The sequence below is a fragment of the Brevundimonas sp. KH_025 genome (genome assembly GCF_057839885.1).
Map to the genome: position 1 here is coordinate 1538659 of NZ_CM174501.1, position 19321 is coordinate 1557979.

Annotated in this window: 22 protein-coding genes; 1 reads left to right on the top strand and 21 read right to left on the bottom strand. The window is 65.3% G+C overall.

What is annotated here, in order from left to right; all coding sequences use genetic code 11:
- Positions 1 to 36: 36 nt before the first annotated feature.
- Positions 37 to 303: a DUF1467 family protein gene (locus AC3IS2_RS07695; protein ID WP_489200070.1), complete on the bottom strand. Its 267-nt coding sequence runs from the start codon at positions 301 to 303 to the stop codon at positions 37 to 39.
- Between the two features lie 92 nt (positions 304 to 395).
- On the opposite strand from AC3IS2_RS07695, the gene AC3IS2_RS07700 reads away from it, so the two are divergent.
- A complete protein-coding gene (locus AC3IS2_RS07700) occupies positions 396 to 755 on the top strand; it encodes a 5-carboxymethyl-2-hydroxymuconate Delta-isomerase (RefSeq protein ID WP_489197010.1) in 360 nt (119 codons plus the stop codon).
- A gap of 6 nt (positions 756 to 761) precedes the next feature.
- Here AC3IS2_RS07700 and AC3IS2_RS07705 read toward each other — a convergent pair whose 3' ends face one another.
- From AC3IS2_RS07705 to AC3IS2_RS07800, 20 genes are all read right to left on the bottom strand, one after another.
- On the bottom strand, positions 762 to 1100 hold the full coding sequence (locus tag AC3IS2_RS07705) for a DUF3088 family protein (protein ID WP_489197011.1): 339 nt from the start codon (positions 1098 to 1100) through the stop codon (positions 762 to 764).
- Entirely contained in the window at positions 1100 to 2776 is a 1677-nt protein-coding gene (locus AC3IS2_RS07710) for a ribonuclease J (protein ID WP_489197012.1), read from the bottom strand. The genes AC3IS2_RS07705 and AC3IS2_RS07710 overlap by 1 nt, the downstream gene beginning before the upstream one ends.
- A gap of 6 nt (positions 2777 to 2782) precedes the next feature.
- Positions 2783 to 3577, bottom strand: coding sequence for a type III pantothenate kinase (locus tag AC3IS2_RS07715; RefSeq protein WP_489200122.1), 795 nt, complete (start codon positions 3575 to 3577; stop codon positions 2783 to 2785).
- Positions 3574 to 4320: a biotin--[acetyl-CoA-carboxylase] ligase gene (locus AC3IS2_RS07720; RefSeq protein WP_489197013.1), complete on the bottom strand. Its 747-nt coding sequence runs from the start codon at positions 4318 to 4320 to the stop codon at positions 3574 to 3576. Before AC3IS2_RS07720 ends, AC3IS2_RS07715 begins: the two co-directional genes overlap by 4 nt.
- A gap of 6 nt (positions 4321 to 4326) precedes the next feature.
- Positions 4327 to 5769: an NADH-quinone oxidoreductase subunit NuoN gene (gene nuoN / locus AC3IS2_RS07725; RefSeq protein WP_489197014.1), complete on the bottom strand. Its 1443-nt coding sequence runs from the start codon at positions 5767 to 5769 to the stop codon at positions 4327 to 4329.
- Positions 5770 to 5776: 7 nt separating this feature from the next.
- Positions 5777 to 7264 carry an NADH-quinone oxidoreductase subunit M gene (locus AC3IS2_RS07730; RefSeq protein WP_489197015.1) on the bottom strand — a complete coding sequence of 496 codons (1488 nt, stop codon included), beginning with the start codon at positions 7262 to 7264 and terminating at the stop codon, positions 5777 to 5779.
- 5 nt (positions 7265 to 7269) lie between these two features.
- On the bottom strand, positions 7270 to 9351 hold the full coding sequence (gene nuoL / locus AC3IS2_RS07735) for an NADH-quinone oxidoreductase subunit L (protein WP_489200123.1): 2082 nt from the start codon (positions 9349 to 9351) through the stop codon (positions 7270 to 7272).
- Between the two features lie 14 nt (positions 9352 to 9365).
- A complete protein-coding gene (gene nuoK / locus AC3IS2_RS07740) occupies positions 9366 to 9674 on the bottom strand; it encodes an NADH-quinone oxidoreductase subunit NuoK (RefSeq protein WP_105563431.1) in 309 nt (102 codons plus the stop codon).
- The gene (locus AC3IS2_RS07745) at positions 9674 to 10300 is read right to left on the bottom strand and encodes an NADH-quinone oxidoreductase subunit J (RefSeq protein WP_489197016.1); all 627 of its coding nucleotides are present in this window, start codon (positions 10298 to 10300) and stop codon (positions 9674 to 9676) included. The genes nuoK and AC3IS2_RS07745 overlap by 1 nt, the downstream gene beginning before the upstream one ends.
- Positions 10301 to 10363: 63 nt before the next feature.
- The gene (gene nuoI, locus AC3IS2_RS07750; protein WP_040345161.1) at positions 10364 to 10855 is read right to left on the bottom strand and encodes an NADH-quinone oxidoreductase subunit NuoI; all 492 of its coding nucleotides are present in this window, start codon (positions 10853 to 10855) and stop codon (positions 10364 to 10366) included.
- Positions 10855 to 11070, bottom strand: a complete 216-nt coding sequence (locus tag AC3IS2_RS07755) for a hypothetical protein (protein ID WP_489197017.1) — start codon at positions 11068 to 11070, stop codon at positions 10855 to 10857. Before AC3IS2_RS07755 ends, nuoI begins: the two co-directional genes overlap by 1 nt.
- Positions 11067 to 12143: an NADH-quinone oxidoreductase subunit NuoH gene (nuoH, locus tag AC3IS2_RS07760; protein ID WP_489197018.1), complete on the bottom strand. Its 1077-nt coding sequence runs from the start codon at positions 12141 to 12143 to the stop codon at positions 11067 to 11069. The genes AC3IS2_RS07755 and nuoH overlap by 4 nt, the downstream gene beginning before the upstream one ends.
- Before the next feature lie 3 nt (positions 12144 to 12146).
- Complete coding sequence (nuoG, locus tag AC3IS2_RS07765) at positions 12147 to 14192, bottom strand: NADH-quinone oxidoreductase subunit NuoG (RefSeq protein WP_489197019.1); 2046 nt, start codon at positions 14190 to 14192, stop codon at positions 12147 to 12149.
- Between the two features lie 5 nt (positions 14193 to 14197).
- The gene (gene nuoF / locus AC3IS2_RS07770; RefSeq protein ID WP_489197020.1) at positions 14198 to 15511 is read right to left on the bottom strand and encodes an NADH-quinone oxidoreductase subunit NuoF; all 1314 of its coding nucleotides are present in this window, start codon (positions 15509 to 15511) and stop codon (positions 14198 to 14200) included.
- A gap of 6 nt (positions 15512 to 15517) precedes the next feature.
- A complete protein-coding gene (locus AC3IS2_RS07775) occupies positions 15518 to 15787 on the bottom strand; it encodes a hypothetical protein (protein WP_489197021.1) in 270 nt (89 codons plus the stop codon).
- Positions 15787 to 16461, bottom strand: a complete 675-nt coding sequence (gene nuoE, locus AC3IS2_RS07780) for an NADH-quinone oxidoreductase subunit NuoE (RefSeq protein ID WP_489197022.1) — start codon at positions 16459 to 16461, stop codon at positions 15787 to 15789. Before nuoE ends, AC3IS2_RS07775 begins: the two co-directional genes overlap by 1 nt.
- The gene (locus tag AC3IS2_RS07785; protein WP_489200124.1) at positions 16458 to 17636 is read right to left on the bottom strand and encodes an NADH-quinone oxidoreductase subunit D; all 1179 of its coding nucleotides are present in this window, start codon (positions 17634 to 17636) and stop codon (positions 16458 to 16460) included. Before AC3IS2_RS07785 ends, nuoE begins: the two co-directional genes overlap by 4 nt.
- Before the next feature lie 95 nt (positions 17637 to 17731).
- The gene (locus AC3IS2_RS07790; RefSeq protein WP_489197023.1) at positions 17732 to 18355 is read right to left on the bottom strand and encodes an NADH-quinone oxidoreductase subunit C; all 624 of its coding nucleotides are present in this window, start codon (positions 18353 to 18355) and stop codon (positions 17732 to 17734) included.
- On the bottom strand, positions 18352 to 18951 hold the full coding sequence (locus AC3IS2_RS07795) for a NuoB/complex I 20 kDa subunit family protein (protein WP_489197024.1): 600 nt from the start codon (positions 18949 to 18951) through the stop codon (positions 18352 to 18354). Before AC3IS2_RS07795 ends, AC3IS2_RS07790 begins: the two co-directional genes overlap by 4 nt.
- On the bottom strand, positions 18921 to 19298 hold the full coding sequence (locus AC3IS2_RS07800; RefSeq protein ID WP_207821670.1) for an NADH-quinone oxidoreductase subunit A: 378 nt from the start codon (positions 19296 to 19298) through the stop codon (positions 18921 to 18923). Before AC3IS2_RS07800 ends, AC3IS2_RS07795 begins: the two co-directional genes overlap by 31 nt.
- Between the last annotated feature and the right edge of the window lie 23 nt (positions 19299 to 19321).

Below are 19321 nucleotides of genomic sequence, written 5' to 3' on the forward strand. Positions count from 1 at the left end.
CTGGCCCGAGTTTTAACCGGGCGAATGGGGCGAAAGCTAGAGCGCTGGTCCGCGGCTGAAGTTCGGCAGCGGCACCCATCCGGTCCAGACAATCAGGACGATGAGGGCCCAGACGATGGCCGCGACCCAGGTCGTGGTGATGAACTTCTTCTTCAACTGCGGGTTGGCGGGCGCGCCCCACTGGCTGCCGTCGGTCGGCGGCGCCTCCACCTGCTTCGACGACCCCAACGGCAGGATCGTGAACAGCACGATCCACCACGAGGTCAGATACAGCGCCACCAGGGTAAAGGGGCCAAGAGGCATCGGGACAATCCATCCATCAGTTCGTGCGCCCCTTTCGCATTCCGCCCATGTCGGCGGCGGGCTAAGGAAGGGCGCGAAACAAGGACGTCCTCATGCCACAGATCACCCTGGAACACTCCCCCCATTTCGACGGGACCGATTGGCGCGCCCTGGCGCTGGAGATCCATAAGCTGTGCGTGGACGTGGTCGGCGCGACGACCCAGGCCTGCAAGACGCGGATCGTGCGCTGCGACGACCTGATCATCGCCGACGGCGACCCGGCCCAGGCCATGGTCCACTGCGACCTGCGCATCCTGACCGGCCGCACCCAGGAGCAGAAGACGGCGCTGGGCGAAGCGGTTCAGGCGGCCCTGCTGGCGGGCGTGAAGCCCTACGACGGTCCGGCCCAGATTTCCGTCGAGATCGGAAACCTGGACAAGGACAACTATCGTAAGGTCACGCTGGGCGGTTGACGCCGCCTATGGATGCGGCCGCCCTATGCCGTAGCGGGCCGCCCAGTAGGGCAGGATGTCGTCGTCCTGCAGGAAGCGGGCGCCGGTCTCCGCGCTGACCTGGGCGTCGGGCCAGTCAAACTCGCCGTCTAGAACCAGCAGCGGGCAGCTCTGGTTCGCCTCCCCCACCTCGGCCACCACAGCGGCGCGCGGACGGGGGTGATCCAGATGCGTGACCTGAACCTGCTCGCGCAGGCGCGGATAGAGGCCCAGCACCCCCTCGATCCGGGCGCCGGGCGGGCAATACCAAGGCCCGCCCTGATCATCGAACCAATCGGCGTTCAGCAGATAAAGCCGGTCCGTCATTACAGCCGCAGGATCACGGTTTCTACGATGGGACGACGGTCCCAGATCTGCTGGCTGGCCTTTTTCAGGGCGCGGCTGACAGCCTGTTCGACCACCAGTTCGTCGTCCAGAGCCTCGCCCTTCAGCTTGCGAACCGCCTGTTCGGCGCGCTCGGCCAGATCATCCAGCACATCGCCCAGAGGACGATCTTCGTCGCCCGGCAGGCCGATGCCGCGCACGTCGATGTCGCTGACGATCTTGCCGCGTTTGTCCATGGCGAAGCTGACGATCAGGACGCCATTGGTCGCCGCGTGCTTGCGCTCACGCAGGGCCTCGCCCGCCTCCTCGACCAGCATCCCGCCGTCGACGAACAGACGGCCCGAGGGCACTTCGTCGATGATGGCCGCGGGTCCGGGGGCCAGACGCACCATGTCGCCGTTGCGCGGCGTCACGGTTTCCGGGACCTGCATGTCCTTGGCCAGGTTGGCGTGCTCCATCAGGTGACGGCGCATGCCGTGGGTCGGCACCGCGATCTGCGGACGCGCCCAGTTATACATCTGACGCAGTTCGTCACGGCACGGGTGGCCCGAGACGTGGATGCCCGGATGGTCCTTCTCGGTGTAGAGGCGCACGCCCCGGTCAGCCATCTTGTCCTGCAGTCGGCCGATCGACAGCTCGTTGCCCGGAATGACCCGCGACGAGAAGATGCAGTGGTCGCCCTTGCCCAGCTTGATGAAGGGATGGGTCCCCTCGGCCACGCGCGACAGGGCCGCGCGGACCTCGCCCTGGCTGCCGGTGCAGAGATACAGGATCTCGTCCTCGGGCCAGACGCGGGCCTCCTGTTCCGACAGGAAGGGTTTGACGTCGCTCAGCATGCCGACCGACTTGGCGGCGGCGGTGATGCGGTGCATCGAGCGCCCGGCCAGGGCCACGCGGCGGCCGGCGGCTTCGGCGGCGCGGATCACGCTGTCCATGCGCGCGACGTTGGAGGCGAAGCAGCCCACGGCGACGCGGCCCTTCAGGTCCTTGATCAAGGCGGCCAGGGCCACCTTCACGTCGCCCTCGGAACCGGCCACGCCGTCGACGAAGACGTTGGTGCTGTCGCAGACCATGGCCAGCACGCCCTCGTCGCCGAGGCGCTGGATGGTCTCGACGTCGGTGCGCTCGCCCACGACCGGATCATTGTCGATCTTCCAGTCGCCTGTGTGCAGGACCGTGCCCAGCGGGGTCTTGATGGCCAAGCCGTTCGGCTCGGCGATCGAGTGGGTGATGGTGACGAAGGTCACGTCGAACGGACCCAGGTTCAGGTCGCCGCCCAGCGGCACTTCGTTCAGCTCGACCTGATCCAGAATGTTGGCGTCGCGCAGCTTCTCGCGGATCAGATAGGCGGTGAAGGGCGTCGCATACAGCGGCGCCTGGATGCGCGGCCACAGCCAGCCCAGAGCGCCGATATGGTCTTCGTGGGCGTGCGTCAGCACGATGCCCAGAATGTTCTCGCCTTCCAGGAAGGTGGGATCGGGCACGATCACGTCCACGCCCGGCGTGGACGGGTCGCCGAAGGTCACGCCGACATCGACGATGATCCACTTGCGATCATGCGCCGGGCCAAAGCCATAGGCGTTGAGGTTCATGCCGACCTCGTTCGAGCCGCCCAGCGGCAGGAAGACGAGTTCGTCGTTTTGAGTTTTCTTTGTCATACGTCCCTAAAGGTGGGTATTCCGCCGCCAGATTTCGAGTAGGCCGCGGATAGTCAGGTCCGGATCGAACCGGTCGATAGATTGGGTTGAGCCTTCAAACAGGGAGGCGACGCCGCCGGTGCCGATGACCGTCATGGGCTTGCCCCACTCGGCCTTGATGCGGTCCACCAGCCCTTCAATCAGGGCGATATAGCCCCAGAAGACGCCGGATTGCATGGAGGTGACGGTGTCGCGCCCGATAACGACATCGGGGCGTTGAATGGCGATGCGCGGCAGCTTGGCCGCCGCTTCGTGCAGGGCTTGCAGCGACAGGTTGATGCCCGGCGCGATCAGTCCGCCCTCGAAGGCCCCCTGCCCTCGCTCGGCCCCGCCCGACACCACGTCGAATGTCGTGGCCGTGCCGCTGTCGATCAGCAGCAGGTCGCCCTCATAGATCTGCAGCGCGCCGATGGCGTTGACCAGACGGTCGGCCCCGGCCTCGCTGGGCTTGGGAATGCGCACCTCAATGCCGAGGTTGACGTTCTCGCCGATCACCAGAGGCTCGACCGCGATATAGCGCCGCGCCAGATTGCGCAGGTTGAAGATCGACTGCGGCACCACGCTGGAGATGATGCAGCCGTCCAGGTCCTTCATGGAAAGCCCCTTGCCGCGCATCTCGAACAGTTGATGCAGCCAGACGGCGTATTCGTCGGCCGTGCGCATGGCGTCGGTGGCCGTGCGCCACTGGGCGATCCATTCCGTGCCGTCGTGGACGGCGAACAGGGTGTTGGTGTTGCCTTGCTCGATCGCCAGCAGCATCAGGCGGCCTCTCCGAAAAAGACGTCGCCAGCCGAGATCACGCGCAGCGATCCGTCCGGCAGTTTCAGGCGCAACGAGCCGTCCGCCTCGACCCCGTCGGCCACGCCGCTCAGGGTTTCGTTGGTCAGCCGCGCCGTGCATGGGCCATGCAGACCGGGCGTCCGCACGGTCCAGGCGTCGAGAATGGGTTGGAAGCCCAGCGTCGTCCAGCGATCCAGCCAGACGCCGAAGGTCTCGGCCAGAGCCTTGGCCGCCTCATCAACGGTCGGCGCCGAGACGACGCCATGCGCCAGATGTTCAGCGATGCAGGTGGCGGGCCGTTCGGTCTCGCCGGGCGTCTGGCTCAGGTTCACCCCGATGCCGATCGCCAGCCACAGCCCCCCCGAAGGCGCCGGACCGGACTCGATCAGGATGCCCGAGGTCTTGCGACCATCCAGCAACACGTCATTGGGCCATTTGATCGTGACCAGTGCCGGCGGGACGTAGCGGTCCAGCAGGTCGGCCACGGCCAGGGATGCGGCGAAGGTCAGTTGCGCCGCCTCGGCGGGGGATTTCCGGGTCAGCAGCAGCAGGGTGGAGGCGAGATTGCCGCTCTCGCTCTCCCACTTGCGTCCACGACGGCCGCGGCCGGCCGTCTGGCGCCGCGCCGTGATCCACAGCGGCCCGACCTCGCCCGCCTCGGCGCGGCGTCGCGCCTCGGCGTTGGTGGAGTCGGTTTCGTCGAGGATCAGAACCGGCGCGGCCAAAGACCCTTACCCGACCCCGACGCCCGAGGCGGCGGCGCGGGTCAGCGGCTCCAGCCAGGTCAGGGCGACGATCACCAGCGGGAAGCAGAAGGCGGCGGCCGCGAGGGCGATCCACTTGGCTTCCAGCGGCGACTTGTCGGTGGCGACCTCGGTTTCAGGCGCGTCGAACCACATCACCTTGATGATGCGCAGATAGTAGAAGCCGGCCACGACCGAGGCGACCAGACCAGCAGCGCCGGCCATCCAGTAGCCCGCGTCGGCGGCGGCGCCGAAGACAAAGAACTTGCCCCAGAAGCCCGACATCGGCGGAATGCCGACGGCCGACAGCGACAGGATGGTCAGGGCCACCGCCGTCAGCGGACGATCCTTCTTCAGACCGGCCAGGTCGGCGATCTTGCGGATCGGACGACCATTGCGGCTCAGCGACAGAAGGACGGCGAAGAAGCCGAACTGGTCGATGGCGTACAGGGTCATGAACATCAGCGTGGCCTGGACGCCGGCTTCGGTGCCCGCCGCCACGCCCAGCAGGGCGTAGCCGATGTTGATGATCGACGAATAGGCCAGCAGGCGCTGGATGTCCTTCTGCATCAGACCGCCGAACGATCCGACAGCGAAGCTGATCAGCGAGATCAGGATGATGACCTGGGCCCACTGACCGTGGGCGACGCCGAAGCCTTCGACCAGAACGCGGATGATCAGCACCATGGCCGCGATCTTGGGCGCCGTGGCGAACAAGGCCACGACCGGGGTCGGGGCGCCTTCATAGACGTCCGGCGTCCACATGTGGAACGGCGCGGCCGAAACCTTGAACGCCAGACCGCAGATCAGGAAGACTAGGCCGAAGATCAGGCCCGGACCGGGGTTGGCGGTGGCGAAGGCGGCGATGTCGACGAAGCGCATCGAACCGGCGAAGCCGTAGATCAGGCTGGCGCCATAGAGCAGCAGACCCGACGACAGGGCGCCCAGGACGAAATACTTCAGGCCCGCTTCCGAGGCCTTCAGGTTGTCGCGGTGATAGGCGGCCAGCACGTACAGGGCTAGCGAGTGCATCTCGATGCCGATGTAGAGCGAGATCAGGTCGCCGGACGAGGCCATCATCGACATGCCGACCGAGGCCAGCACGATCAGGACGGGATACTCGAACTTGGCGATGCCGTTGCGATGGATCCAGCCGTCGCCGAGGACGATGGCCACCGCCGCCGACAGGAAGATGGCGACCTTGCCATAGACAGCCAGCGGGTCGGCCACATAGGCGCCGTTGAAGGCCGTGCCCAGCGGACCGACCGCAGCCAGCACCGAAGCGACAGCCAGCAGCAGAACCGACAGGCCCGAGATCAGGCGCGTCGACTTCTCGCCGGTGAAGGCGCCGAGCATGAGCAGCACCAGCCCGCCGACCGCAAGGGTCAGCTCCGGGGCGGCGAGTTGAAGGGCGGAAGACAGATCAGTCATTATGCTCTCACCCGCCGATGGCTGCGCGATAGGCGGTCGTCAGGGCCTCAACGCTTGGCCCGGTGTAGTCGAGGACGGCGTTGGGATAGAGGCCCAGCCAGATGGTGCCGACGATCAGCGGCACGAAGATCAGCAGCTCGCGCTTGTCGATGTCCGTGATGGTCTGCAGCGCCGGGTTCTTGATCTCGCCGTACATGACGTTGCGGAACAGCGTCAGGGCGTAGACCGCCGAGAAGATGACGCCCGAGGCGGCGATCAAGGCCGTCCAGGTCGAGACCTTGTAGGCGCCGGTCATGGTCAGCACTTCGCCGATGAAGCCCGAAGTGCCCGGCAGGCCGACGTTGGCCATGGTGAACATCAGGAAGATGGCCGCATACCAGGGCATCCGCGCCGTCAGGCCGCCGTAGAAGGCGATCTCACGGGTGTGCATCCGGTCATAGACCACGCCGACGCAGAGGAAGAGCGCGCCCGAGATCAGGCCGTGGCTCAGCATCTGGAAGACCGCGCCCTGCACCCCGGTGTCGTTGCCGGCGAAGATGCCCATGGTCACGAAGCCCATGTGGGCCACCGACGAATAGGCGATCAGCTTCTTGATGTCGGTCTGACGGAAGGCGACCAGCGAGGTGTAGACCACGGCGATCACCGAAAGGGTGAAGACCAGAGGCGTGAACATCTGCGACGCCTGCGGGAACATCGGCAGGTTGAACAGGATGAAGCCGTAGCCGCCCAGCTTCAGCAGGATGCCGGCCAGGATGACCGAACCGGCCGTCGGGGCCTGAACGTGGGCGTCGGGCAGCCAGGTGTGGACCGGCCACATCGGCATCTTGACCGCGAACGAGGCGAAGAAGGCCAGCCACAGGATCGGCTGAACGGCCGGGTCGAAGGCGTAGGTCTTCAGCTCGGGAATGCTGGTGGTGCCCGTCTCATGGGCCATCCACAGCATGGCCAGCAGCATCAGCACCGACCCCAGCAGGGTGTAGAGGAAGAACTTGTACGAGGCGTAGATGCGGTTCGCCCCGCCCCAGATGCCGATGATCAGGAACATCGGCACCAGAGTGCCTTCGAAGAAGATGTAGAAGAGGAACAGGTCCAGCGACGTGAAGACGCCGATGACCAGGGTCTCCAGCACCAGGAAGGCGATCATGTATTCGACGACGCGCGTCTCGATCGACTTCCAGCTGGCCACGATGCAGATCGGCATCAGGAAGGCGGTCAGCAGGACGAACAGGATCGAGATCCCGTCCACACCCAGGTGATAACCGGCGCCGGCGAACCAGACGTAGTTTTCAACGAACTGATAGGCCGGGTTCGACGGATCGAACTGGGCGACCAGCAGGACGGACACGGCCAGCACCACAAGCGTGGTGCCCAGGGCGATCCAGCGCGCGGCCGGGGCCGCGGCGTCCTGGCCGCCCTTGTTCATCATGCCGGCCAGAAGCAGCAGGCCGGCGCCGACCAGCGGCAGGAAGGTGACGATGCTCAGAATGTGAGGCACGAGGCTCAGGCTCCCCACGTGAAGATGGCGAAGGCAAGGAACACAGCCACGCCGATCAGCATCACGAATGCATAGAAGTAGACGAAACCGGACTGGAAGCGCGACAGCCAGCCGCCCGATTTCAGCGAAGCCCAGGCCGCGCCGTTGGGGCCGAGACCGTCGATGATCTTCACGTCGCCTATCTTCCAGAAGAAGTCGCCGATGGCCTTGGCGCCCTTCACGAAGACGACGTCATACAGCTCATCGAAGAACCACTTGTTGTAGAGGAAGGTCCACAGCGGGCCCTTGCGCTCGGCCCACTGCTTGGCGACGCCTTCCTTGAGGACGTAGATCCAGAAGGCGGCGAAGGTGCCCAGAAGGGTCACGACCAGCGGCGACCACTTCACCCAGGTCGGAACGTTGTGGCTCTCGTGCAGGACGTGGTTGTTGCTGCCGACGAAGATGGCGCCGCGCCAGAACTCGGCCTCATGGTGACCGATGAAGTGCGGGGCGAAGATCATGCCCGCGAACATGGCGCCGATCGACAGCACCAGCAGCGGCAGGACCATGGGCAGCGGGCTCTCATGCGGCTGCAGCGGACCGTGGTGGTGGTCGTCGTGCGTATGCCCATCGTGAGAGTTGTCGCCGTCCAGCGGCTCGGAGTGCGTCTCCAGCTGGGCGTGCGAGGCGTGGTCGTCGGCGGCGTGATGACCGTCGTCCTTCCACTTGGCCGTGCCGTGGAAGGTCATGAAGACCAGGCGCCACGAATAGTAGGCCGTCAGCAGGGCCGCCGAGATGCCGATGACGAAGGCGAACATGCCCGCGACCGAATGGCCGCTCGTCGCCGCCGCATAGGCGCTCTCGAGGATGGAGTCCTTGGAATAGAAGCCGGCGAAGCCGCCGACGCCGGGCAGGCCCAGGCCGGTGATGGCGATGGTGCCGATCATCATGACCGCATAGGTGATGGGCAGCAGTTTCCACAGGCCGCCCATGCTGCGCATGTCCTGCTCGTGGTGCATGCCGTGGATCACCGAACCGGCGCCCAGGAACAGCAGGGCCTTGAAGAAGGCGTGCGTGAACAGGTGGAACATGGCCGGCTGATAGGCGCCGACGCCCGCCGCGAAGAACATGTAGCCCAGCTGCGAACAGGTCGAATAGGCGATCACGCGCTTGATGTCATTCTGCATCATGCCGACGGTCGCGGCGAAGATGGCCGTGATCCCGCCGATGATGGCGATGAACAGCGACGCGACCGGCGCGTGCTCATACAGCGGCGACAGCAGGCAGACCATGTAGACGCCGGCGGTGACCATGGTCGCCGCGTGGATCAGGGCCGACACAGGCGTCGGGCCTTCCATCGCGTCCGGAAGCCAGGTGTGCAGGAAGAACTGGGCCGACTTGCCCATGGCGCCGATGAACAGCAGCAGACCGGCCAGATCCAGGGCGGACCAAGTGTAGCCCAGGAATTCCCAGCCCGTGCCGACCTTGCCGGCGATCTGCGGGAACAGCTCGGCGAACTCGATCGTGCCGAACATCCAGAAGACGGTCATCATGCCGAGCAGGAAGCCGAAGTCGCCGACGCGGTTGACCACGAAGGCCTTGATGGCGGCGGCCGAGGCGGTGTCCTTCTTGTACCAGAAGCCGATCAGCAGATAGGAGGCCAGACCCACGCCTTCCCAGCCGAAGAACATCTGCAGGAAGTCGGCGGCCGTCACCAGCGCCAGCATCATGAAGGTGAACAGCGACAGATAGGCGAAGAAGCGCGGCCGGCTGTCGTCCTCGGCCATGTAGCCCCAGGAATAGAGGTGAACCAGCGACGACACCGTCGTCACCACGATCAGCATGGTGGCCGACATGGCGTCCACGCGGATCGACCAGTTCGACTGGAAGTCGCCGACGTGGATGAAGGGCGCGAGGTGGACGGTGAAGGCTTCGAGCCCGCCCCAGGTCCACTGGCTGAACACGATCCACGAGATCGCGCACGAGAAGAACAGCAGGCCGGTCGTGACCGACTGCGAGGCGATGTTCCCGATCCTGCGACCGAAGAAGCCAGCGATCATCGCCCCCAGAAGGGGGGCGATGACGCCGAGAGTGACGAGAGTCTGGATAGTCACGGTTCCGATCAGCCCTTCATCACGGAGGCGTCGTCAACCGCGATGTCGCCGCGGTTACGGAAGAAGGTCACCAGGATCGCCAGACCGACGGCGGCTTCAGCCGCGGCGACGGTCAGGACGAACATGGCCATCAGTTGGCCCGACACGTCGTTGAGGTAGGTCGAGAAGGCGACGAAGTTGATGTTCACCGCGAGCAGGATCAGCTCGACCGACATCAGGATGATGATGACGTTCTTTCGGTTCACGAAGATGCCGAACACGCCGATGGTGAACAGCATGGCGGCGACCGCCAGATAGTGCTGGAGCGAGATGTCCATCACAGAAGCTCCTCGGGGGTGACGCCCTGGCCGGTAGCGACCGACTTGACCTCGACGGCCTTGGCGCGTTCGCGGTTGGCCTGGGCGGCCAGGTCCTGGCGACGCACGCCCGGGCGGTGACGCAGGGTCAGGACGATGGCGCCGATCATGGCGATCAGCAGCACGATGCCCGCGGCCTGGAAGAAGTAGACGTAGTCCGTGTACAGCACGCGCCCGATCGTCTCGACGTTCGAGGCGTCAGCGCTCGCGACGACCGGGCCGAGCGCGGCCTTGGCCGCCCCGCCCTGCACCACGGTGATCGACACCATGATCATCTCGGCCAGCAGCACGCCGGCGACGATGCCCGCCAGCGGCAGGTAGCGGGCGTAGCCTTCGCGCAGGCGGACGAAGTCGACGTCCAGCATCATGACCACGAACAGGAACAGCACCGCGACGGCGCCGACGTAGACGACCACCAGCAGCATCGCCAGGAACTCTGCGCCCAGCAGGACGAACAGGCCGGCGGCCGAGAAGAAGCTGAGGATCAGCCACAGGACGGAGTGCACGGGATTGCGCGCGGTGACGACCAAAAGGCCCGAAACCACGGCGACCGTCGCCAGAAGATAAAACGCTATGCCTTGCAGCATGGGTGGGACAAAGCCCCCTTCAAAATCTTGCGCTGCGATCCCATGGCGGAATCGCGGCTCGGTTTAGCGATACGGAGCGTCGAGTTCCAGATTCTTCGCGATCAGCCGTTCCCAGCGGTCGCCGTTGTCCAGCAGTCGGGCCTTGTCATAGAGCAGTTCTTCGCGCGTCTCGGTGGCGAACTCGCTGTTCGGTCCCTCGACGATGGCGTCCACCGGGCAGGCCTCCTGGCACAGGCCGCAGTAGATGCACTTGACCATGTCGATGTCGTAGCGGGTCGTGCGGCGGCTGCCGTCGGCGCGCGGTTCGGCTTCGATGGTGATGGCCTGAGCCGGGCAGATGGCCTCGCACAGCTTGCAGGCGATGCAGCGTTCTTCGCCGTTCGGATAGCGGCGCAGCGCGTGTTCGCCGCGGAAGCGCGGCGACTGCGGGTTGCGCTCGAACGGATAGTTCACCGTCGCCTTCGGCTTCATCATGTACTTCATCGACAGGCCGACGGCGCCGAACACGTCGGTCAGCATCGCGCCCTTGGCCGCCTGAACGATACGGGTCAGCATTACGATTTCACTCCGGCGCAGTCGCGTTGATAGCGCGCGCTTTCCTTGTCGAGGGTCTGGCAAAGGCGTTGGCGTTCGGCGTCCTGCCGCTGCACCTGCTCCACCTTGCGTTCCCACTGATAGACCGAGACGGGCTCGGCCTCGTAGGGCGCGCAGGCGCCGACGGCGCCCGCGACGACCAGCACGCTCAGTACTGCGGCGCGAACGCCCATCACGCGCCCACCGCGAACACGCGCCAGGCCGCCACGGCCACGACGGCGATCAGCGACGACGGCAGGAAGATCTTCCAGCCCAGGCGCATCAGCTGGTCGTAGCGGTAACGAGGCACGAAAGCCTTCACCAGGGCGATCATGAAGAACCAGAAGACGATCTTGGTCGCCAGGACCAGGAAGTAGAACAGGTTGGCCAGGAAGGTCGGCCAGCTGTCCAGGAAGTCCGTCGGGAAGCCCGGGTTCCAGCCGCCGCAGAACAGCAGGCTGATCATGGCGCACATGAAGACGATGTTGGCGTATTCGCCGATCATGAACAGCAGGTAGGGCGTCGACGAGTATTCGACCTGATAGCCGGCCACCAGCTCCGACTCCGCTTCGGGAAGGTCGAAGGGCGGGCGGTTGGTCTCGGCCAGGGCCGAGATGAAGAAGACGATCGTCATCGGGATCATGACCACGATGGTCGGCAGGGTCTCGAGGCCGCCGCCGAACATGTTCCACTCGTAGATCCAGCCCGATTGCTGGCTCACGATCTCGGTCAGGTTCATCGTCCCGGCCAGCAGGATGACGTTGATGATGACCAGGCCCATCGAGACCTCATAGGACACCATCTGCGCCGCCGAACGCAGCGAGCCCAGGAACGGATACTTCGAGTTCGAAGCCCAGCCGCCCATGATGATGCCGTAAACGCCCAGCGAGCTGATCGCGAGGATGTAGAGGATGCCGACGTTCAGGTCCGAGATCACCCAGCCCGGCGCGAACGGGATCACCGCCCAGGCGATGAAGGCCAGGATGAAAGTGATCAGCGGCGCAGCCAGGAAGACGACCTTGTCGGAACCCGACGGGACGACGATTTCCTTGAGCACGAACTTGAAGAAGTCGGCGAAGGACTGCAGCAGGCCGAACGGGCCCACCACGTTGGGGCCTTTGCGCATCTGCACGCCGGCCCAAATCTTGCGGTCCGCCAGCAGCAGGAAGGCGAGCGAGATCAGGATGCCGACCGTGACGATCAGAATTCCGCCGATGGTGGCGAGGGTCCAGCCGAGGGGGGTGGCCCAGAAGGAGGTCGCAGCGTCCATGATTTACTCCGCCGCCAGAACGACCGGGGCAGTCCGCTCGGCGGACAGCTCGGCCATGGTTTCGCTGGCGCGCGCGATCGGGTTGGTCAGGTAGGGATCGACGATGGTCGAGACGAAGGCGACGTCGCCCAGATCGCCCTTGGCGCCCAGAGCCGCCACGTCGAACGACGCAGCCGGGGCCAGGTAGTCGATGCGGCCGAAGGTCGGATGGTCGCCCATCAGCTTGGTGCGCAGTTGCTCCAGCGTGTCGAAGGGCAGCTTGCAGCCGACCCGTTCCGACAGGGCGCGGATGATGGCCCAGTCTTCCTTGGCCTCGCCCTTCGGGAAGACGACGCGTTCGGCCATCTGCACCCGGCCCTCGGTGTTCACGTAGAGGCCCGACTTCTCGGTATAGGCGGCGCCCGGCAGGATGACGTCGGCGCCGTGCGCGCCGCGGTCGCCGTGCGAACCCAGATAGACGCGGAAGGCGTCAGAGCCCGAGGCGTTGACCTCGTCGGCGCCCAGCAGGAACAGCACGTCCAGCGCGCCCGGCTTCAGCATGCCGGCCACGTCCAGACCGCCCTCGGCGGGGACGAAGCCCATGTCCAGGCCGCCGACGCGGGCGGCGGCGGTGTGCAGGACGTTGAAGCCGTTCCAGCCGTCCTTGACCACGCCGACCTTCTTGGCCAGCGCGCCCAGGGCGTTCAGCACAGCCGCGCCGGTGTCGCCGATCAGGGCGCCCGCGCCGACGATGATCGCCGGACGTTCAGCCTTGGTCAGGAAGTCGATCGCGGCCTTGGGCAGCTTGCCCAGGGTCTTCGAACCGGCGCCCAGGTAGTTGTAGTCATAGGTCAGATCGACCTGCTCGCCGATGACGCCGATCTCGGCGGCGCCCTTCAGCCAGGTCTTGCGGATGCGGGCGTTGAGCAGCGGCGCTTCGGCGCGCGGATTGGCGCCGATGATCAGGATGGCGTCAGCGTTTTCAATACCTTGCAGGCCGGAGTTGAACAGCCAGCCCTCGCGAGCGCCCTGCCCGATCGCGGCGCCGTCCTGACGGCAGTCCGTATTGGCCGAGCCAAGCCCGCGGAACAGGTCCAGCGCGGCCTTCATCGACTCGGCGTCCTGCAGGTCGCCGGCGATGACGCCGATGCGGTCGGCCGAGGCCGTCTTGATCTTGGTCGCGACAGCGTTCAGCGCCTCGTCCCACGAGGCGACGCGCAGCTTGCCGTTCTCACGAACGTAGGGCTTGTCCAGACGCTGACGGGCCAGACCGTCGACCGCATAGCGGCTCTTGTCCGACAGCCACTCTTCGTTGATGCCCTCGTTCACGCGCGGCAGCACGCGCATGACCTCGGCGCCGCGCGCGTCGGCGCGGATGTTCGAGCCCAGGGCGTCCATGACGTCGATGGTCTCGGTCTTCTTCAGCTCCCACGGACGATAGTGGTACTGCCACGGGCGGTGCGTCAGGGCGCCCACCGGGCACAGGTCGTTGACGTTGCCCGACAGCTCGCTGTCGATGTTCTTTTCCAGATAGGTCGTGATCTCGGCGCCTTCGCCGCGCGAGATCATGCCGATGTCCGGCACGCCGGCCACTTCGGTGATGAAGCGAACGCAACGCGTGCACTGGATGCAGCGCGTCATGAACGTCTTGACCGTCGGGCCCATGTTCTTTTCTTCGACCGCGCGCTTGTTCTCGCCGTAGCGCGAACCGTCACGGCCGTAGCCGACGGCCTGGTCCTGCAGGTCGCACTCGCCGCCCTGGTCGCAGATCGGGCAATCCAGAGGGTGGTTGATGAGCAGGAACTCCATCACCCCTTCGCGGGCCTTCTTGACCATCGGCGTGTCGGTGAAGATCTCCTGGCCGTCCATGGCCGGAAGGGCGCACGAAGCCTGCGGCTTCGGCGGTCCGGGCTTCACTTCGACCAGGCACATGCGGCAGTTGCCGGCGATGGACAGGCGCTCGTGGTAGCAGAAACGCGGGATCTCCTGGCCGGCGCGCTCTGCGACCTGCAGAACCGTCATGCCGGGTTCGAACTCGGTTTCGACGCCGTTGACCTTGGCGATAGGCATTACGATTACTCCGCCGCGATCGCGTGGCCGGCGAAGTTCGCGCGGCGGCTGCGGTAGGTGTTGATGCGGTCTTCGATCTCGTGACGGAAGTGCCGGATCAGGCCCTGAACGGGCCAGGCGGCGGCGTCGCCGAGGGCGCAGATGGTGTGGCCTTCGACCTGACCGGCCACGTCGAGCAGCAGGTCGATTTCCGAAGGATCAGCATCGCCAATGGCCATGCGTTCCAGCACGCGCCACATCCAGCCCGTGCCTTCGCGGCACGGCGTGCACTGGCCGCAGCTCTCGTGCTTGAAGAAGTAGCTGATGCGGGCGATCGCCTTAACGATGTCGGTGGACTGGTCCATGACCGTCACGCCCGCCGTACCCAGCGACGAGCGCATTTCGCGCATGGAATCGAAGTCCATCAGGACGGTTTCGGCCTGCTCACGCGTGATCACCGGGCAGGAGGCGCCGCCGGGGATGATGGCCTTCAGATTGCTCCAGCCGCCACGAACGCCGCCGCCGTGATCTTCGATCAACTGGCGCAGAGGGATCGACATGGCTTCTTCGACCACGCAGGGCGTGTTCACATGACCCGACAGGGACATCAGCTTGGTGCCGGTGTTGTTCGGACGACCGAAGCTGGCGAACCAGTCTGCGCCACGACGCAGGATGGTGCCGACCACGGCGATCGATTCCACGTTGTTCACGGTCGTCGGGCAGCCATAGAGGCCAGCGCCCGCCGGGAACGGCGGCTTCAGGCGCGGCTGGCCCTTCTTGCCTTCCAGGGATTCCAGCAGGGCCGTCTCTTCGCCGCAGATGTAGGCGCCGGCGCCGTGGTGGATATAGACGTCGAAGTCCCAGCCGTGGACGTTGTTCTTGCCGATCAGCTTGGCCTCATAGGCCTGCTTGACGGCAGCTTCCATCCGCTCGCGCTCCAGCACGTACTCGCCGCGCAGGTAGATGTAGCAAGCGTGGGCCTGCATGGCGAAGGAAGCGATCAGCGCGCCTTCGATCAGCAGCTGCGGATCATGACGCATGATCTCGCGGTCTTTGCAGGTGGCGGGCTCGGACTCGTCGGCGTTGATGACCAGGTAGTGAGGACGATCCTTCACTTCCTTCGGCATGAAGGACCACTTCAGGCCGGTCGAGAAGCCGGCGCCGCCGCGTCCGCGCAGGCCCGAGTTCTTGACGTTGGTGATGATCCAGTCGCGGCCAAGGTCCAGCATGTCCTTGGTGGCGTTCCACGCGCCGCGCTGCTTCGCACCCTCGAGGCCCCAGTCATGGAAACCATAGAGGTTGGTGAAGATGCGGTCCTTGTCTTCGAGGATTCCGACCATGAGCCCTTAAAGTCCTTCCGCCATGCGGCGTTTATGGTGGCGGGTGCGCATGAAGATCGAACCGATCACCAGCGCCCAACCCACGGCCAGGACGCCATAGGCGACCGTCACCGCATCTTCCGTAAGTCCGAACCGACCTTCGCGAGCGAACAGCACCAGTCCCGCCGCCACCACGATCAGCGCCATCCCGCCCCAGCGGAACGGCCAGCCGACGCGACGCAGCTCGGCCCGGTAAGCCGCCCTGCCCTCGTCCGTGTCCAGGTTCGGTTTCGTCATCAGGCCGGAGCCTTCTCGGCCGCCGGCTTGGAGTTCGGCAGCGACTTGATCTTCTTGGCGCGCGAGCCGTCGTACAGCGTCGGGTCCGTCAGGACCTTGGCGCCGCCTTCAGGCTCGGACGTGTGACGACCGACGCGCGAGCCCGGCTTCGGCGACTTGCCGGCGGCGAAGTCGTCGATGATCTGGGCCATCGTCTCGGGCGTCAGGTCTTCATAGTAATAGTCGTTGATCTGGGCCATCGGCGCATTGGCGCAGGCGCCCAGGCACTCGACTTCCTGCCAGGTGAAGCGACCGTCGGCGGACAGTTCGTCCTTGGGACCGATCTTTTCCTTGCAGACCTTCATCAGCTCATTGGCGCCGCGCAGCATGCAGGGCGTAGTGCCGCAGACCTGGATCAGGGCGGCCTTACCGACCGGCTCCAATTGGAACATGGTGTAGAAGGTCGCGACCTCCAGCACCCGGATGAAGGGCATGCCCAACAGTTCGCCGATAGCGCGGATGGAAGGTTCCGAGACCCAGCCTTCCTGCTTCTGGACCAGCCACAGGATCGGGATCACCGCCGACTGGCGGCGGTTCTCGGGATACTTCTTGATCCACCACTCGGCCTTGGCCTTCGTGTCCTTTGAAAAGGCGAAGGATTCAGGCTGTTCCTTGGCGAGGCGACGAACGCTCATCGGTCCACTTCTCCGAACACCATGTCGAGCGAGCCGAGGATGGCCGACACGTCCGCCAGCATGTGGCCCGTGTTCATCCAGTCCATCGCCTGCAGGTGGCGGAACCCAGGGGCCGACAGCTTGACGCGGTAGGGTTTGTTGGTGCCGTCCGACACCAGATAGACGCCGAACTCGCCTTTGGGCGCTTCGACGGCCGCATAGACCTCGCCTTCCGGCGTCTTGAAGCCCTCGGTGTAGAGCTTGAAGTGGTGGATCAGCGCTTCCATCGAACGCTTCATCTCACCGCGGCGCGGCGGGGTGATCTTGTTGTTTTCGGCCAGGACCGGCTCGCCGGGGCAGTTGCGCAGCTTGTGGATGCACTGCTCCATGATGCGGATCGACTGCTTCATCTCTTCGACGCGGCAGAGATAGCGGTCCCAGCAGTCGCCGTTCTTGCCGACAGCGATGTCGAACTCCAGATCGGCGTAGCAGTCGTAGGGCGTGGCCTTGCGCAGGTCCCAGGCGATGTCCGAACCGCGCAGCATGACGCCCGAGAAGCCCCAGGCCAGAGCCTGCTCCTTGGACACCACGCCGATGTCGACGTTGCGCTGCTTGAAGATGCGGTTTTCCGTGACCAGGCTTTCGATGTCCGCCAGCTTGGCCGGGAACTCGGCGCACCAGCGGCCGATGTCGTCGACCAGCTCCGGCGTCAGGTCCTGATGGACGCCGCCGGGACGGAAGTAGTTGGCGTGCAGGCGCGCGCCGCAGGCCCGCTCGTAGAAGATCATCAGCTTCTCGCGCTCTTCATGGCCCCACAGCGGCGGGGTCAGAGCGCCCACGTCCATGGCTTGCATGGTCGTGTTCAGCAGGTGGTTCAGGATGCGGCCCATTTCCGAGTACAGGACCCGGATCAGTTGACCGCGATACGGCACGTCCAGTTCCAGCAGGCGCTCGATCGCCAGGCAGAAGGCGTGCTCCTGGTTCATCGGCGAGACGTAGTCCAGCCGGTCCAGGTAGGGGATGTTCTGCAGATAGGTGCGCGCCTCCATCAGCTTCTCGGTGCCGCGGTGCAGCAGGCCGATGTGCGGGTCGACGCGCGTCACCAGCTCGCCGTCCAGCTCCAGCACCAGACGCAGCACGCCGTGCGCGGCCGGGTGTTGCGGGCCGAAGTTGATGGTGAATTTGCGGTCGTCCATCGCCCGCGCGTGCGGGGTCAGGCCGTCTTCGTAGTCCTCGAACGGATCGATCGCCTTGGGGGCGGCCGTCGCGGGGGTGTTGTTTCCGTCAGCCATTACTTGGCTCCCGCCTTCTCGTCGCCCGGCAGGACGGTCGGATATTCAGCGCCTTCCCACGGAGAGAGGAAGTCGAAGTTGCGATATTCCTGAGCCAGCTTCACCGGCTCGTAGACCACGCGCTTCTGCTCTTCGTCGTAGCGGACCTCGACATAGCCCGTCATCGGGAAGTCCTTGCGCAGCGGATGCCCCTGGAAACCGTAGTCGGTCAGGATGCGGCGCATGTCGGGGTGATCCGAGAAGATCATGCCGTACATGTCGAAGGCTTCGCGCTCGAACCAGCCGGCCGACGGATAGACGGACGACACGCTGGGGACGGGCTTCACTTCGTCGGTCGAAACCTTGACGCGGACGCGCGCGGCGCGCGTCAGCGACAGCAGGTGATACACCACCTCGAACCGCTCGGCGCGGTCGGGATAGTCGGCGCCGCAGGCGTCCATCAGCAGCTGGAAGCCGAATTGGTCGCGCAGGGCCGTCATGACGGCGACGATGTTCTCGCGCGGGGCGATCAGCGTCAGCTCGCCATAGGCGACGACGGCCTCGACACCGAGAGCCGCCACCATTTCGGTCCCCAGCGGGGTCAGGGCGGTTTCGCGCTCCGCGACGCGCACCAGTTCGCTCATCGCTCGATCGTCCCCGTGCGGCGGATCTTCTTCTGCAGCTGCAGGATGCCGTACAGCAGGGCCTCGGCCGTCGGCGGGCAGCCCGGGACATAGACGTCCACCGGCACCACGCGGTCGCAGCCGCGCACGACGCTGTAGCTGTAGTGATAATAGCCGCCGCCGTTGGCGCAGCTGCCCATCGAGATGACGTAGCGCGGGTCCGGCATCTGGTCGTAGACCTTGCGCAGGGCCGGAGCCATCTTGTTGGTCAGGGTGCCGGCGACGATCATCAGGTCCGACTGGCGCGGCGAACCGCGCGGCGCGGTGCCGAAGCGTTCCAGGTCGAAGCGCGGCATCGACAGGTGGATCATCTCGACGGCGCAGCAGGCCAGGCCGAACGACATCCACATCAGCGAACCCGTGCGGGCCCAGTTGATGACGTCGTCCAGCGAGGTCGTCAGGAAGCCCTGCTCGCCGAGCTCGGTGTTCACCTGCTCGAAGAACTTGTCGTGAATCTTGGGGTCGTAGCCTTCCACGGTCGAGCGCGCGGCCGAGCCGGCGGGGACCAGGGGCGACGAAGGCGCGATCACTGCCATTCCAGCGCTCCCTTCTTCCATTCGTAGATAAAGCCGACGGTCAGGACGCCGAGGAAGACCATCATCGACCAGAAGGCGAAGACCATGCCGCCCGTCGACAGGTCGAACATCGACACCGCCCACGGGAACAGGAAGGCCACTTCCAGGTCGAAGATGATGAAGAGGATCGACACCAGATAGAACCGGACGTCGAACTTCATGCGTGCGTCGTCAAAGGCGTTGAAGCCGCACTCATAGGCCGACAGCTTCTCGGTGTCGGGGTTTTTCGGCGCCAAGGCCCAGGCGGCCAGCATGAAGCCGAGGCCCAGGACGGCGGCGATCGCCAGGAAAACGACGATCGGGAGGTATTCCAGAAGAAATGCGTTCATTCGAGCTGCCTCGCCCGCCGAGG